Here is a 12,691-nt window from a genome sequence, read left to right on the forward strand (position 1 = left end):
GACCGCCTGCCGGCGCGCGGGAGACTGCAATGGACTATGAATACATCCTGGTTGAGCAACGCGGCCCAGCGCTTTGGGTGACCCTCAACCGGCCGGCAGCGTTGAACAGTCTGTCGTTGGCTTTGGCCGAGGAACTCGCCGCAGCGATCGAGGCAGCGGAAGCAGATGCGACGGTGCGCGCTTGCATTCTTACCGGCGCCGGACGGGCGTTTTGCGCTGGCGCGGATCTGCTCGCAATTGGCGATGGAACAGGCGGACAAACTCTCGCCGAACGCTTAAATCTGTTTCTGCCGCCGCTCGGTCAGGCTTTTAACAGGATCGAGACGTCGCGCCTTCCGATAATTGCGGCGGTCAACGGCCTTACGCTCGCCGGCGGCTTGGAACTGGTGTTGTGCTGTGATCTCGTCATTGCCGCGCACCCGGCCAGATTTGGCGACGCCCATGCAAATTACGGCCTGTTGCCCGGCGGTGGAGGGTCGGTTCGACTCCTAGGAAGATCGGCGAAGCGCGTGCGAAACATCTGATGATGACCGGCGGGACCATCTCGGCTGCCGAGATGAAGGAAGCCGGACTCGTGACCCAACTGGTTGCTCCCGAGGATCTCATTGCGGCAGCGCAAGCGCTGGTAGAATCTCTTGCAGAAAAGAGCCGGCCAGGGCTCGCCTACATGAAGCAGCTAGTCCGCGCTGCGCAGGATAGCTCGCTCGAAGTCGGGCTGCGTCAGGAACTCGAAACCATGGCTGCTTACGCCTTGTCCAACGACATTGTCGAAGGACTGGCGGCATTCCGGGAGAAGCGGAAGCCCGATTTTTCCGACCGGTGAGACCTGATCGGATGCGGAACACATTGGAAGAATGGATCAACGAATGACCGACATATTCGTCATGGGGTTGGGATGACCCCGTTCGGAAAACAGTTCGACAAGAGCCTGAAAATGCTCTGCGCCGAAGCTTCGTCGCAGGCCTTTTCCGACGCAGGATGCACCGCCGGCGATGTCGAAGCCATCTTCTTCGGCAATTGCGTCCAGGGGCATATGGAGGGCCAGGACATGATCCGCGGCGAAATCGTGGCGCGAGCGATGGGCATCTCAAGCGTTCCCGTGGTGAATGTCGAAAACGCATGTGCGACGGCTTCCACGGCCTTGCACATGGCCGCCGCCTATGTTCGATCGGGGGCAGCGGATGTCGTACTCGCGCTCGGCGCGGAGAAGATGTACTCGCCCGACAAGGCGCTCATGTTCAGTGCATTCGATGGCGCTTGGGACGTGCATGAAACCGAGTCGGGCCGCGCGCAGCTGCTGGCCATGGGCAATGGCGTCGATGTTCCGGAAGGAACGACATCGAGTCAGCCTTACAGCGTTTTCATGGATGTATACGCCGCGATGGCACGCGCGCACATGAAGACCTACGGCTCGACGCAAGCGCAAATCGCGGCCGTCTCGGCGAAAAATCACATGCATTCGACGCGCAATCTGCTTGCCCAGTATCGCCTCCCATATACCGTCGAAAGTGTACTCGCTGCGCCTCCGATCGTTTACCCGTTCACACTGCCGATGTGCTCCCCGATCAGCGACGGCGCCGCCGCTGCGATCATCTGCAGCGAAGCCGGTCGGCGCAAACTGTCGGCAGCCCCGGACAGGGCGCTAAGAATCCTGGCGTCTGTGCTGCAAACCGGCGCCGCGCGCGATCCCTTTGATTATGACCACCATGTCAGCCGCCTTGCGGCGAACCGGGCCTATGCGATGGCCGGCGTGGGGCCAGAAGATATTGGCGTCGCGGAGGTGCATGACGCCACGGCGGTTGGCGAGATCATTGAAATCGAGGCGCTCGGCCTGACGCCGCCTGGCGAGGGCGGACTCGCGGCAGAGCGCGGTGAGACGGCGCTGGGTGGGCGTATTCCGGTAAACACGTCGGGCGGGCTTGAATGCAAGGGACATCCGATCGGCGCCACCGGGCTCGGCCAAATCTACGAGCTTGCGCTGCAATTGCGCGGCGAGGCGGAAGATCGACAGGTTCCGAATGCCCGGTTCGCGATCGCGCAGAACGGCGGAGGTGTCATCGGGGTGGAAGAGGCGGTGGTCGCCGTCACGATCCTGGGCCGGTAGTTGTCAGAGCGCGCCTAGGGAAACACGGGGTCACGATATGAACTTTGAGCTGTCCGATGAACAACGCATGGCGGTGGAAACCGTCCGCCGCTTTCTCGACAACAAGCTTGAGCCGGAAATCCGCCGGCATGGGGAGCGATTCATCCCCAAACCGCTCATGAAGGAATGGACTCAAGCACTGACCGGCTATGGCCATATTACCGCACCGCATCAGGAGCAATGGGGCGGGCTTGATATGGGATGGCTCACTCATCTGCTCATTTTCGAGGAGATCGCCTATTCCTCGCTCGATGTGGCCATACCCGGCTTCATCAACGCGGTTGGCGCAGAACTCATCCGCCGCTTCGCCCCGGAGACGATCAAGCAACGCTATCTTGCCGACCTCGTCGCGGCCGAGAAGTTCGTTTCGCTCGGCATCTCGGAGCCCGATGTCGGCTCGGACGTCGCCGCCATCAAGACACGCGCCGTACGAGACGGCGATTTCTGGGTCATCAATGGCGAAAAGACCTGGATCACCAACGGAGCCTACTCGGACATCTTCATCTGTACGTGCAAGACTGGCGAAAATGAAGTCACTCACATCCTGGTCGATCGTGACGAGAGTGAGTATGAGGTGCGCGATATCCAGAAGATGGCGCTCAACGGCCAATCGACTGCACAGATATTCCTGTCCGATTGCCGCGTACCGGTGGCAAACACGATCGGCCGGGTCGGCGATGGATTGCGCAATACGTTGCAAGTGTTCGAGATTGCCCGCTGCCATATGGCGATGTGGAGTATCGGCATCGCACGGCGAGCAATGGATGAGGCGATCGCGTACGCTCGCGATCGCGCGCAGCATGGCAAGAAGATCGCCGGCCATCAGCTGATCGCCGACAAGATCGCCATCATGGCGACCAAGATCGACGCAGCCCGTCTGTTGACGCACCGGGCAATATCCCTCGTCCAGGCGGGCACGCGCGCAGAGACGGAATGCTCGATGGCCAAGTGGTACGCCACCGAAATGGCGATCGAAGCGACGCGCGATGCGCTTCAGATCCATGGCGGCAACGGCGTCACCCGCGAATTCATCGTTGAGCGGCTGGTGCGTGAGGCGATCATTTGCCCCATCCCCGATGGCACGACGGAGATTCAAAAGCTTGTTGTTTCGCGCGCCCTGACCGGCATTCAAGCCTTTCGGTAAGGCTCAGACGAAAACGACAGCGTCGACGGAAATGGAGCCGCGTGCCTGACTCGCACAGGATCAAATGCGCAGATGCGTCGCTCAGGTAAAAGAGGCAGACAAGCGATGGACGAAGAGCTTCGTTTCGATGGCAGGGTAGTGGTTGTGACCGGAGCCGGAGGCGGACTTGGGCGCCAGTACGCGCTGATGTTTGGCGGGCGCGGAGCCAAGGTGGTGGTGAATGATCTGGGTGGCGACGAGAAGGGAGCGGCAGCTGCTCCACAGCCGCTGACAATGTGGTCGACGAAATTCGAGCCACGGGCGGTCAGGCGGTGGCAAATTATGCGTCGGTCGAGGAGGGCGCGCTGATCATCCAAGCCGCGGTTGACAACTTCGGAACCGTTGACGTCGTCATCAACAATGCCGGCATCCTGCGCGATGTGAGCTTCCACAAAATGACCGACGAAGACTGGACACTGCTTCAGCGGGTCCATCTGAATGGGACGCGGGCAGTGACGCAGGCAGCATGGCCGATACTGCGCGACAAGGGCTATGGCCGCATCGTCATGACCACGTCTGCAGCCGCAATCTACGGCAACTTCGGTCAGGCCAACTATGCCGCAGCCAAGCTCGGAATATTGGGGCTTGCGAACGCGCTGGCGGAGGAGGGGCGGTCCAGAAACATCCAGGTTAATACGATCGCCCCAATCGCCGCATCGCGTATGACCGCGACTGCCTTTCCACAAGAGTTTCTCGCCAATCTCAGAGCGGAAGCGATCAGTCCATTGGTCGGTTGGCTTGCGCACGAGAATTGCAGCGAAACCAAAGGGCTTTTGAAGTTGGAGCCGGCTATATCGCCAAGCTTAGGTGGGAGCGCGCGCTTGGGCACGCCTTCGGAGCGGACAGGGCGTTCACGCTCGATGATGTCGCCCGGCACTGGGGTAGAATTGTCGACTTCACGGATGCCGAGCACCCGCTCGGGCTGAATGACAGCCTTGAGGCGGTAGAACGGGCGCTGAGAGCGTAATCAACCCGATGAATTACCATGATATTTTTGAGCGGCCGTCGGGCTGCCGATGGCGTCGTGCTGCCGCCAGATATCGATGAGCAGCAGGAATAGTTCTGCAGCGAATTGAATTGGACGACGGCCCTCAAATGCCGCCAAACGGCATGAACTACACAATATCTCCTGGGAAGAGAGGATCAGCCATGAGAGGATGTCTATTGGCTTCTGCCGCGTTGTTGTGCTCGGGAACAGCATTTGCCCAGGAAGCAACGCCCCAGGCGAACGACCAAACCGGGAGCGCCACGGAAGCGCTGGCTGAGGACATTGTCGTTACCGCCACCAAAAGGGCTATGGCGAAAGCGTGCAGAAAGTACCGATGGCGGTCACGGCTTTTGGTGAAGCGCAGCTGGATGCCAAGTTCGTCCAGAATCTTCAAAGTCTGAGCTACGACGTTCCCAACGTCCAGCTCGAGGATGTGGGTACGGCACCGGGCTATGCCAATTTCACTATCCGGGGCCTCGGCATCAACAGCACGATCCCATCGATCGACCCCACCGTAGGCGTTTTCACTGACGGTATTTACCTCGGCATCAACGCTGGTGTCGTGCTGGACAACTTCGACCTTGAGGGGATCGAAGTTCTGCGTGGACCGCAAGGCTTGCTTTTCGGTCGCAACGTTACCGGCGGTGCCGTGGTTGTGCGGACCACGCGGCCCAGCTTCGATTTTGGAGCCAAAGCCAAGCTATCCATTGAAACGGGACTGAAAAGACCGTAAGCGGCACGGTTACCGGACCTATCGTCGATGACGTTTTGGCTGCCAAATTGGCCGTCTACTACAGCGACGACAATGGCTGGTTTCGCAACCGCTTCGACAATCGCAGCTTCGGTAAATCACATGACCTTATCATTCGCCCGGCACTTTCGCTCAAGGGTGGCGACCGCTTCCGAATGGATCTCCGCTATGAGCATGGCGATGTCGAAAGCGATGGAGCCCCTGTCCAGAGTCACGCGCTGTTTCCCGCGACAGCTTCAGGTTTTCGATCAATTTCCCAGGTTTCTATGATGCCAAATGGGACCAGGCGATCGTGGAAACCAACATCGATGTCGGTCTGGGCGAAGGCGTCTTCACCAACATCGCTGGCTATCGGAAATTCCGATCCTCCGCGGGCGCTGATATCGATGGAACACCACAGTCCTTCTTTCATGCCTTTTTCGAAATCGACCAGGATCAACTCAGCGACGAACTTCGTTATGCCGGAAGGTTCGGTGACGTCGAATTGACAACCGGTCTATACTATTTTTCCCAGGATCTTCGTTACGCCGAGCTGCGGAATCTTTTGGGCGGTGCTCGGATCGTTTCCGGTGGGGTACGCAAGACCAGACAACATGGGGCATTTTGCTTCGACCGACTGGCATTTCACCGATACGCTGACCTTGAATCTCGGCGCGCGGTATAGTTGGGAACGCAAAGCCGTTCGGGTCTCGGCCTTACGCGCAAATGGTTGCAATCTAGACACGCTGATCTGTGCAACCAATTTCGCCGACGCGGCAAAATGGCGAGGGTTTACGCCGAAAATCGGCCTTCAGTGGAAGCCGGATGACGACACGCAGATTTATGGCCTTTACACGCGCGGGTTCCGCAGCGGCGGATATAATTTGCGCAACACCGATCCCGCTGTGCCGCCGGGGCCATTCAATCAAGAGACCCAGGACAGTTTCGAACTCGGCGCCAAGAAGCAATTCGGGCGCCACCGGATCAACCTGGCGGCCTTCTACAATCGCATGAAGGACCTGCAGCGCGAGATCAACCTGCCCGGACCGCTTGGCGTCAGCCAGGTCATACGGAACACCGCCGACGCCACAATCAAAGGCGTCGAGGCCGAGGGGCAGTTTTTCTTTGTCCAACCTCGTGATTTCGGGTCAGCTCGGCTACGTGAATGGCCAGTATCGCAACGTCCAGTTCGACCTCAGCGGTGATGGCGTCATCAACGATGTGGATCGTGCGCTCAAATTGCCAAGGCTGTCGCCATGGACCTATGGCGTGGGGCTGACTTATGATCAGCAGCTTGGCGAATTGGGGACAGCAACGGCGCGTGTCAGCTTCACGCATCGCGACAAGGCGGCATTCACCGACAACAACGTCGGCTTCCTTCAGGGCCGATATGCTCGATGCGAGCCTCACATTGGCGACCGACAACAAGCACTGGCGCTTCTCCATCTATGGCCGAAACCTCCTGAATGAGGTGACGATTGGCGGCGATACACCTTTGCCGGCGGCCTTCGGGGCACGGGTGCAAGCCTTTCACCGCTAAACAGGGGCGCGTCATCGGCGGAGAAGTGGCGATTAGCTTCTAGGCCATTTTCGAGGCGAGTGGAATCACCCGCCAACTCGGAAAATGCCCAAGATCAATTTGCTAGAGCATTTCCTGCCGGAAAGCCGGTTCCCACTTCTGCGCGAAATGCTCTAGCTGATCGCGACGGATGCAGCGGATTTCCGATCGCACCCCGCCCCTTGCCGTTAATCCGATGATGCGGTGCGCCATGCCTGACGAACAAGGCTGACGAGCGCACGGCCAGCCGGTTTTACCTGCCAGCGGCTACGCACAGCATAACAAAGCGTCAATGGATCGAATAAACCGATTCCCTCCAAGGCCACGAAATTGGCGCGAAACCATGAGTTCTCGGTGAACTGTTTTGCAACCATCCCGATAGCATCGGATGTGGCAACGATCCGTCGAACCAATTGAAAATAGTCTGTCATGTGGATCCAGTCAGCGGGACGCTTACCGCTTTTCGTACATCTGCTGAATGATCGATGTGTAGGGTTCGGAAGATGAGGGCACTACGAATTCGAACTGGACCAGCGGCTCCTTGCTGGTCGGGTTTATCCCCAGAATGGGATGATTGTTCCGCACAAAGGCAGTATTTCGATCGAGGCGACCCGCTCGCACTTGAATTCCGGCCAGCGTGCAAAGGCCGCTTCAAGTCCAAAGGCGACATCGATATCGCCGCGCGACAGGAGTCGCACGCCCCTTTCGCTGTTGCCCGAAACGACTTCGACGCGCACTGCCGGATGGCGCCGCAGCAAAGAAACCAGAGGTTGGGTGAGCAACCAGTCGATTGACCCTGGGAACAGTCCGATTCGAAGCGGGCCCGCATAGGCGTCGGCGCGGCGGGCTGTATCTCCGAGTAGTTCAGCTGCGTCGGCAAGCGCGCGCTGCGCGATCAATAAATTCGCGTCCCTCCTCTGTCGGCATCGCGCCCCGTGAGGTCCGATGGAAAAGGGAATAGCCAAGATGCCGTTCGAGTTCAGCGACACTCTTGGTCACCGCCGACTGCGTGACACCAACCGCATCCGCTGCCCTGGAGAAGGAACGAAGCTGACCAACCGCGACGGCATGCTTGAGGCGAGAATCGAGCATGGACATGCCCCACAGGAATAATTGCTCCAGAGAATGAATTAGGCGAATCAAGGTCATTTTGTCAATCTTACTTTCGACACTGCCGCCCAGCACGACTGCAACCCGTCTCGAAATCTGGAGCGGCGAAACGGCCTGGATCAAAGCGCCAAGGTCTCAGACGCAGGTATGCCTGAATGACGAAAACTGGTCCGCTTGCAGGCCTCAAAATACTCGAAATTGCGGGCATCGGCCCGGCGCCGTTTTGCGGAATGCTGTTGGCCGACCTTGGCGCCGATGTCGTCGTCATTGAACGCGTAAGCCCTAACTCCGAAAATATCGATCTTGGCAGCGGCGCCATTGTGAACCGCGGGAAACCCTTGGATCTGAAGTCCCCGAAGGCGTCGCGCATGTCCTGGATCTCGTCCAAAGGGGCGATGTACTGATCGAAGGCATGCGGCCTGGGGTGATGGAGAGGCTCGGCCTTGGTCCCGAGGTTTGCCTAGCGCGTAACCCCGCCTTGTATTCGGTCGCATGACGGGTTGGGGCAGCAGGGACCTCTCGCCCAAGCGGCCGGCCATGACATCAACTATATCGCGCTGTCAGGAGCCCTTTGGTATGCTGGGCATCCCGGTGAACCGCCAATGGCGCCGCCAAGCCTGGTAGGCGATATTGGGGGTGGAGCGCTCTATTTGGCCATCGGCGTCCTCGCAGCGGCAATGCACGCGCGGGATACCGGGAATGGGCAAGTGGTTGACGCCGCGATCGTCGATGGGAGCGCTCACATGATGAACTTGCTCCTGAGCCTGAAGGCCGCCGGCCAGGTTGCCAGCATACGCGGCTGCAGCATCCTTGACGGCCCTCACTGGTACTCGACCTATCGGTGCGCCGACGGGAATTTCATCTCAGTCGGATCACTCGAGCCCAAGTTCTATGCGCTGCTTTGCAAAAGCTGGGGTTGGCCGGCGATAGCAGTTTTGACGACGGCTATGATCGTGATGCCTGGCCCGAGCTCAAGCAGCGTTTTAGCGAGATATTCGCCATGCGGACACGGGAAGAATGGCGCACACTGCTGGAAGGCAGCGATGCCTGCTTTGCCCCCGTGCTTGATCCGGACGAAGCGGCGCGCCATCCTCATATGGCAGCGCGAGGCGTCTATCGGGAGATCGACAATATCCTCCAGGCAATGCCGGCGCCACGTTTTCGGGCTCGTCACTACCGATCCCCGGACCGATCCCGCTGCATCATGAAGATCCGAGTACAATTCGGCGGGGCTGGAGCAAACCGGACCGCTGCGGGATTACCGCCAGAACCGACTGTTGCGAGTAGTCGGTTGGCATGGTGGGCGGCCAGCGGCCCGACACGAACGGTGATTTCATAACTATGAACCAATGCGACGCTCCGCTTCGCTGCGCTGCATTCAAATCAAAGGAGACAACGACACACAGGCACGTCAAACTATCCGATGATTCCTGTACGCCACGCCGGAACGGCGATTGCGGACGTGTCCACGGGACGTTGTTCGCATCGTGATTCGCTCGGCGCTTGAAATCAATGCTCGCCCCGGATGTGACGACGCCGATGGGATTTCCACTGCGGCGTCCACGGCCAATGTCCTGGCGTGAGGGCTTCGGTCATCGACCGATTCGACCGTCCGAATGCGGTCTTTGGCGCGCCTGAGAATCCGCATCAGAGTTGAGTGCGCGTTGTTCGGGAATCTCATTTAAATATTTGTAAAACGTAATAATATAGATAATAACTCCAACCTGTATCCAGTGTGGAGTAATGGTCGCAGGGCGTGAACTTACGCCCTTATGGATGCGTCGAAGTCCTTCAGTTTGAATCTCAGGAAATTGCGGCTTGCGATGCGCATCACGCAAGAAGCGCTCGCCCATGATGCGGGCACGAGCAGCTCTTATCTGAGTGCGATCGAAAATGGCCGGTCGAGCCCGACGCTGAAAGCAATGGAGCGGCTCGCGAAGGCACTCGGCGTTAATGCCGTCTATCTCTTGTCCGGCCGGATATCGATCTCGATCGTTTCGGACGACGAACTGGAAATCGGCGCGATACTGGCGCGCCCGGCGGTGACGCTCCGGCGCCATCCGCACAAGCCGACGGGGCGGCCGAGCAAGACCAAGTAGATCATCGGGGCTGCACGCGCGTGGGCTGGAACCACGCGCCCGATAGACGCGCCCGCAACGCGCGCGTCGAAAGGAGTGCCCTCGGTGCCGTTTCGCGACCTCGATGCCTATATTAAGCAGGCCAGGCGCGCGAACAGTGATCGCGAGCTGTTCAGTTGCAGCGAGGCCGCCGCACGCCAGCTCGGCCTCCCATGGCTCGCGATCGTCCAGAGCATGGCCTTCTTTCAGCCCGGTGGGCGATATTTCCGCATGGACAATTTCCAGAGCTGGGGCGACGTTTTCGTCGCCGAAGGCTATTACCGCGACGATCCCGCCTTGCTCGCGGCGCGCTCGACAAGCCGGGCGTTCTGCTGGCACGAAATGGAGCGACTGCTGGGCGGCTTCACGCGGCGACAGGCGCGCATCGTGCGCGAAGCCGCGCGTCATGGCCTGCGCAACGGCCTCACCGTTCCGATTGGCGTCGCCGGCGAGCCGCCCGGATGCTGTACGTTCGCAACGCGCGACGGGCAATTGCCGCCATCGCATATCTGCCGGATCGCGACGCTGATGGCGAGCGAGGCGTTTACCGAGGCGCGGCGCTTGCACGGCTTTCCGGCGCGCCCGCTGAAATTACCCCATCTCAGCCCAAAGCGGCTCGAATGCTTTCGCTTGGCGGCGATGGGCAAGAGCGACGTCGAGATCGGGATCATGATGAACATCGCCCCGACGACAGTGCGCACCTACATGCGTGACCTGCGCGAACATTTCGGAATCTATTCCCGCGCGCAGCTCCCGGCGATCGCGCTCGCCTGCGGAATCGTCTGCATCGAGGAGATCGTCCCGCGGTTCTGAGCGGGATCGCCGCATCCTCAATATTGACGACTGTTTGAGCCCTTCATCTCTGCTCCCTTCGCGACTGTTCAATTTGAACGGGAGCTACTGCCATGATCCATATTGTCAAAGGGTGCTCGCTTACCGATGCGCGCGCCGCCTCGATGTTCGAGGACCGCAAGACCCTGTTCGTCGATCTGCTGGGCTGGGATGTTCCGGTCGTCGGCGGCCGCTATGAAATCGACAGCTATGACGGCGACAAGGCGGTCTATCTGATCGCCACCGACGATGGCTGCATTCACCAGGGGTCGATGCGGCTGCTATCGACAGAGGGCGCACATCTTCTCGCCGATCGTTTCGCGTCGCTCTGCGAGTGCGATGCGCCCCGGGGAGCAGGTTCGCGAGATTACGCGACTTTGCCTGCCGCAACGATTGGGCCCCGGACGCCTGCGTGTCCGCAACCGGCTCATCTCGGCGATGGTCGATCATGCGCTCGGCAGCGGAATCACCATGCTAACCGGCGTCGTGACCGCTGCTTTTCGCGAGGAGGTTTTGGCGATGGGCTGGCGCGCAGCGCCGCTCGGCCCCGCGCGCCGCATCGATGGCGCGTTCCTTGGAGCGTTCCGCATCGAGATCTGCGCCGGTACGCCTGCGCTGCTGGCGTCGAACGGCATCTATGTACCGGGTGCGATCACTCCCGATGCGGCGGCAAGAGCCGCGTGAAGGGAATGGCGATGCACGACCCGCCCGCCTCGCCGCGATGCTGCTCGCCGACGGTTATGTCATTGTCGATAACGCCGTGCCGACCGAGCTAATCACCGCGCTCGAAGCCGAACTCGCACCGCGCTTCGTCGCCACGCCCTTTGCGAAGGCGGATTCTACGGAGCCCGCACCAAGCGCTTTGGCGCGTTGTTGCGGCGTTCACGGCATATCGCCGGCCTTGTGCTGCACCCGATCATCCGCGGTATCGCCGAAACGGTGCTCGGGGAATGGTGCGATCGTATCGTTCTCAACCTCACCCAGGCGATCGAAATCCATCCCGGCGCGCTCGCGCAGGTGCCGCACCGCGACCAGGATCTCTGGGGCGGCGTCAAGACCGGGATGCACTATCAGATCAACGTCATCTGGCCGATCGATCCGTTCACGCTGGAGAGTGGCGCGACGCTGGTCTGGCCGGGCAGCCATCACGATGCGGCATCGCAACCGGGCGATGCACGTCCGGTCGCCGCCGAAATGCCACCCGGCTCCGCGCTGCTGTTCCTCGGATCGATCCTGCATGGTGCCGGCGCTAACCAGTCCGATCATGTGCGCCGCGCGGTCATCACCTCCTATTGCCTCGGATGGCTGCGGACGTTCGAGAATCAGTATCTCGTCTATCCGCCCGCCATCGCTCGAGCGTTCGATCCCGATCTGGCCGCGCTCATCGGCTATGCCCAGCATCGCCCCAATCTCGGCAATGTCGAAGGCCAGTGCCCGTCCGTGCTGCTTCACCGGGACGATATCGACGGCCTCCCTGCGATCGACGCGCTGCTCCCCGGCCAGGCCGACATGCTGGATGCCTATGTCGCCGAACAGGAAGCCGCGCGTGCGGGCCTGATCGGCGGGTAACGCGGGTTCGTCGGACCGGGCGCTGCACTCATGACACACGATCCAAACCCCGAAGCAGGCGGCGGCGCGCGAACACGGATCGAGGCGGATTCATCCGCTGTGGACGGTGGAGCCACGGCGTCGTCGGCCGCGGAGCGCGCTCGGCGGGCACGCGAGCATTGCCCGTTTCTGACAACCAAGCAGGCCGCGTTCCATCTCGGTCTCGCGGGGACACGCTCAAGAAGATGCGCCGGGAGCGGCGCGGCCCGCCGTGCCGAAAGCATGGCACCGTCTGGCGCTACCATATCGACGATATCGAGGCCTGGTCGCGCGCGAACATGCGGGAGGGAGGCAATGGCTAGGCTGCTACCCTCCCGTCTGCCGGCTAAACCCACCGCGCTGATCGGTCTCGGCGCGGCCGCGCTGGCGACCACGATCGCGCTGCCGCCAACGCCGTGGCTGGTCTGGAACGCATCGGCCAGC

The 12,691-nt window shown here is 60.5% G+C and carries 17 protein-coding genes and 3 pseudogenes; 14 read left to right on the forward strand and 6 right to left on the reverse strand.

Features of this window, described 5'->3' with window-relative positions:
- Positions 1-29 precede the first annotated feature (29 nt).
- From E6W36_RS04780 to E6W36_RS04795, 4 genes and pseudogenes are all read left to right on the forward strand, one after another.
- Positions 30-823 (forward strand): annotated as a pseudogene (locus E6W36_RS04780) (enoyl-CoA hydratase/isomerase family protein).
- Between the two features lie 72 nt (positions 824-895).
- Positions 896-2,104 carry a thiolase family protein gene (locus E6W36_RS04785; protein WP_222873922.1) on the forward strand — a complete coding sequence of 403 codons (1,209 nt, stop codon included), beginning with the start codon at positions 896-898 and terminating at the stop codon, positions 2,102-2,104.
- A 37-nt stretch (positions 2,105-2,141) separates the two neighbouring features.
- A complete protein-coding gene (locus E6W36_RS04790) occupies positions 2,142-3,287 on the forward strand; it encodes an acyl-CoA dehydrogenase family protein (RefSeq protein ID WP_017499968.1) in 1,146 nt (381 codons plus the stop codon).
- Between the two features lie 275 nt (positions 3,288-3,562).
- A complete protein-coding gene (locus E6W36_RS04795; protein WP_246048134.1) occupies positions 3,563-4,252 on the forward strand; it encodes an SDR family NAD(P)-dependent oxidoreductase in 690 nt (229 codons plus the stop codon).
- A 41-nt stretch (positions 4,253-4,293) separates the two neighbouring features.
- On the opposite strand, the gene E6W36_RS04800 is transcribed toward E6W36_RS04795, so the two are convergent.
- The gene (locus E6W36_RS04800; protein ID WP_082734761.1) at positions 4,294-4,527 is read right to left on the reverse strand and encodes a hypothetical protein; all 234 of its coding nucleotides are present in this window, start codon (positions 4,525-4,527) and stop codon (positions 4,294-4,296) included.
- Between the two features lie 106 nt (positions 4,528-4,633).
- Between E6W36_RS04800 and E6W36_RS17950 the strand changes: the two genes are divergently transcribed.
- The gene (locus E6W36_RS17950) at positions 4,634-5,047 is read left to right on the forward strand and encodes a TonB-dependent receptor plug domain-containing protein (protein WP_246048135.1); all 414 of its coding nucleotides are present in this window, start codon (positions 4,634-4,636) and stop codon (positions 5,045-5,047) included.
- Between the two features lie 229 nt (positions 5,048-5,276).
- Here the strand turns inward: E6W36_RS17950 and E6W36_RS17955 are convergent, their stop codons facing one another.
- Positions 5,277-5,504, reverse strand: coding sequence for a hypothetical protein (locus E6W36_RS17955; protein WP_246048136.1), 228 nt, complete (start codon positions 5,502-5,504; stop codon positions 5,277-5,279).
- Between the two features lie 154 nt (positions 5,505-5,658).
- Here E6W36_RS17955 and E6W36_RS17960 point away from each other — a divergent pair, with 154 nt between their 5' ends.
- Both E6W36_RS17960 and E6W36_RS17965 read left to right on the forward strand, forming a co-directional pair.
- Positions 5,659-6,249, forward strand: coding sequence for a TonB-dependent receptor domain-containing protein (locus E6W36_RS17960; protein ID WP_246048137.1), 591 nt, complete (start codon positions 5,659-5,661; stop codon positions 6,247-6,249).
- Entirely contained in the window at positions 6,206-6,514 is a 309-nt protein-coding gene (locus tag E6W36_RS17965; protein ID WP_246048138.1) for a TonB-dependent receptor, read from the forward strand. The genes E6W36_RS17960 and E6W36_RS17965 overlap by 44 nt, the downstream gene beginning before the upstream one ends.
- Before the next feature lie 276 nt (positions 6,515-6,790).
- Here E6W36_RS17965 and E6W36_RS17970 read toward each other — a convergent pair whose 3' ends face one another.
- From E6W36_RS17970 to E6W36_RS17980, 3 genes are all read right to left on the reverse strand, one after another.
- A complete protein-coding gene (locus E6W36_RS17970) occupies positions 6,791-7,033 on the reverse strand; it encodes a hypothetical protein (protein WP_246048139.1) in 243 nt (80 codons plus the stop codon).
- Positions 7,034-7,156: 123 nt separating this feature from the next.
- On the reverse strand, positions 7,157-7,501 hold the full coding sequence (locus E6W36_RS17975; protein ID WP_246048140.1) for a LysR substrate-binding domain-containing protein: 345 nt from the start codon (positions 7,499-7,501) through the stop codon (positions 7,157-7,159).
- Complete coding sequence (locus E6W36_RS17980; protein ID WP_246048141.1) at positions 7,467-7,787, reverse strand: LysR family transcriptional regulator; 321 nt, start codon at positions 7,785-7,787, stop codon at positions 7,467-7,469. The genes E6W36_RS17975 and E6W36_RS17980 overlap by 35 nt, the downstream gene beginning before the upstream one ends.
- An 80-nt stretch (positions 7,788-7,867) precedes the next feature.
- Here E6W36_RS17980 and E6W36_RS20370 point away from each other — a divergent pair, with 80 nt between their 5' ends.
- From E6W36_RS20370 to E6W36_RS04825, 5 genes and pseudogenes are all read left to right on the forward strand, one after another.
- Positions 7,868-8,116, forward strand: coding sequence for a CoA transferase (locus tag E6W36_RS20370; RefSeq protein ID WP_281277455.1), 249 nt, complete (start codon positions 7,868-7,870; stop codon positions 8,114-8,116).
- The gene (locus E6W36_RS20375; protein WP_281277509.1) at positions 8,116-8,208 is read left to right on the forward strand and encodes a hypothetical protein; all 93 of its coding nucleotides are present in this window, start codon (positions 8,116-8,118) and stop codon (positions 8,206-8,208) included. Before E6W36_RS20370 ends, E6W36_RS20375 begins: the two co-directional genes overlap by 1 nt.
- 4 nt (positions 8,209-8,212) lie before the next feature.
- Positions 8,213-9,051, forward strand: a pseudogene (locus tag E6W36_RS04815) (CoA transferase).
- 433 nt (positions 9,052-9,484) lie between these two features.
- Positions 9,485-9,811: a helix-turn-helix domain-containing protein gene (locus tag E6W36_RS04820; RefSeq protein WP_017499963.1), complete on the forward strand. Its 327-nt coding sequence runs from the start codon at positions 9,485-9,487 to the stop codon at positions 9,809-9,811.
- An 84-nt stretch (positions 9,812-9,895) separates the two neighbouring features.
- Entirely contained in the window at positions 9,896-10,642 is a 747-nt protein-coding gene (locus E6W36_RS04825) for a LuxR family transcriptional regulator (RefSeq protein WP_017499962.1), read from the forward strand.
- Positions 10,643-10,710: 68 nt separating this feature from the next.
- On the opposite strand, the gene E6W36_RS17985 is transcribed toward E6W36_RS04825, so the two are convergent.
- Complete coding sequence (locus E6W36_RS17985) at positions 10,711-10,923, reverse strand: hypothetical protein (protein WP_246048431.1); 213 nt, start codon at positions 10,921-10,923, stop codon at positions 10,711-10,713.
- Between E6W36_RS17985 and E6W36_RS04830 the strand changes: the two genes are divergently transcribed.
- Both E6W36_RS04830 and E6W36_RS04835 read left to right on the forward strand, forming a co-directional pair.
- Positions 10,822-11,436, forward strand: coding sequence for an acyl-homoserine-lactone synthase (locus tag E6W36_RS04830; RefSeq protein WP_246048261.1), 615 nt, complete (start codon positions 10,822-10,824; stop codon positions 11,434-11,436). The genes E6W36_RS17985 and E6W36_RS04830 overlap by 102 nt on opposite strands.
- Positions 11,437-11,512: 76 nt before the next feature.
- A pseudogene (locus E6W36_RS04835) lies at positions 11,513-12,229 on the forward strand (phytanoyl-CoA dioxygenase family protein); the annotation flags it as partial.
- Positions 12,230-12,691: the final 462 nt, after the last annotated feature.

It is taken from the genome of Hankyongella ginsenosidimutans (genome assembly GCF_005144965.1).
GTDB classification, from domain to species: Bacteria; Pseudomonadota; Alphaproteobacteria; order Sphingomonadales; family Sphingomonadaceae; genus Hankyongella; species Hankyongella ginsenosidimutans.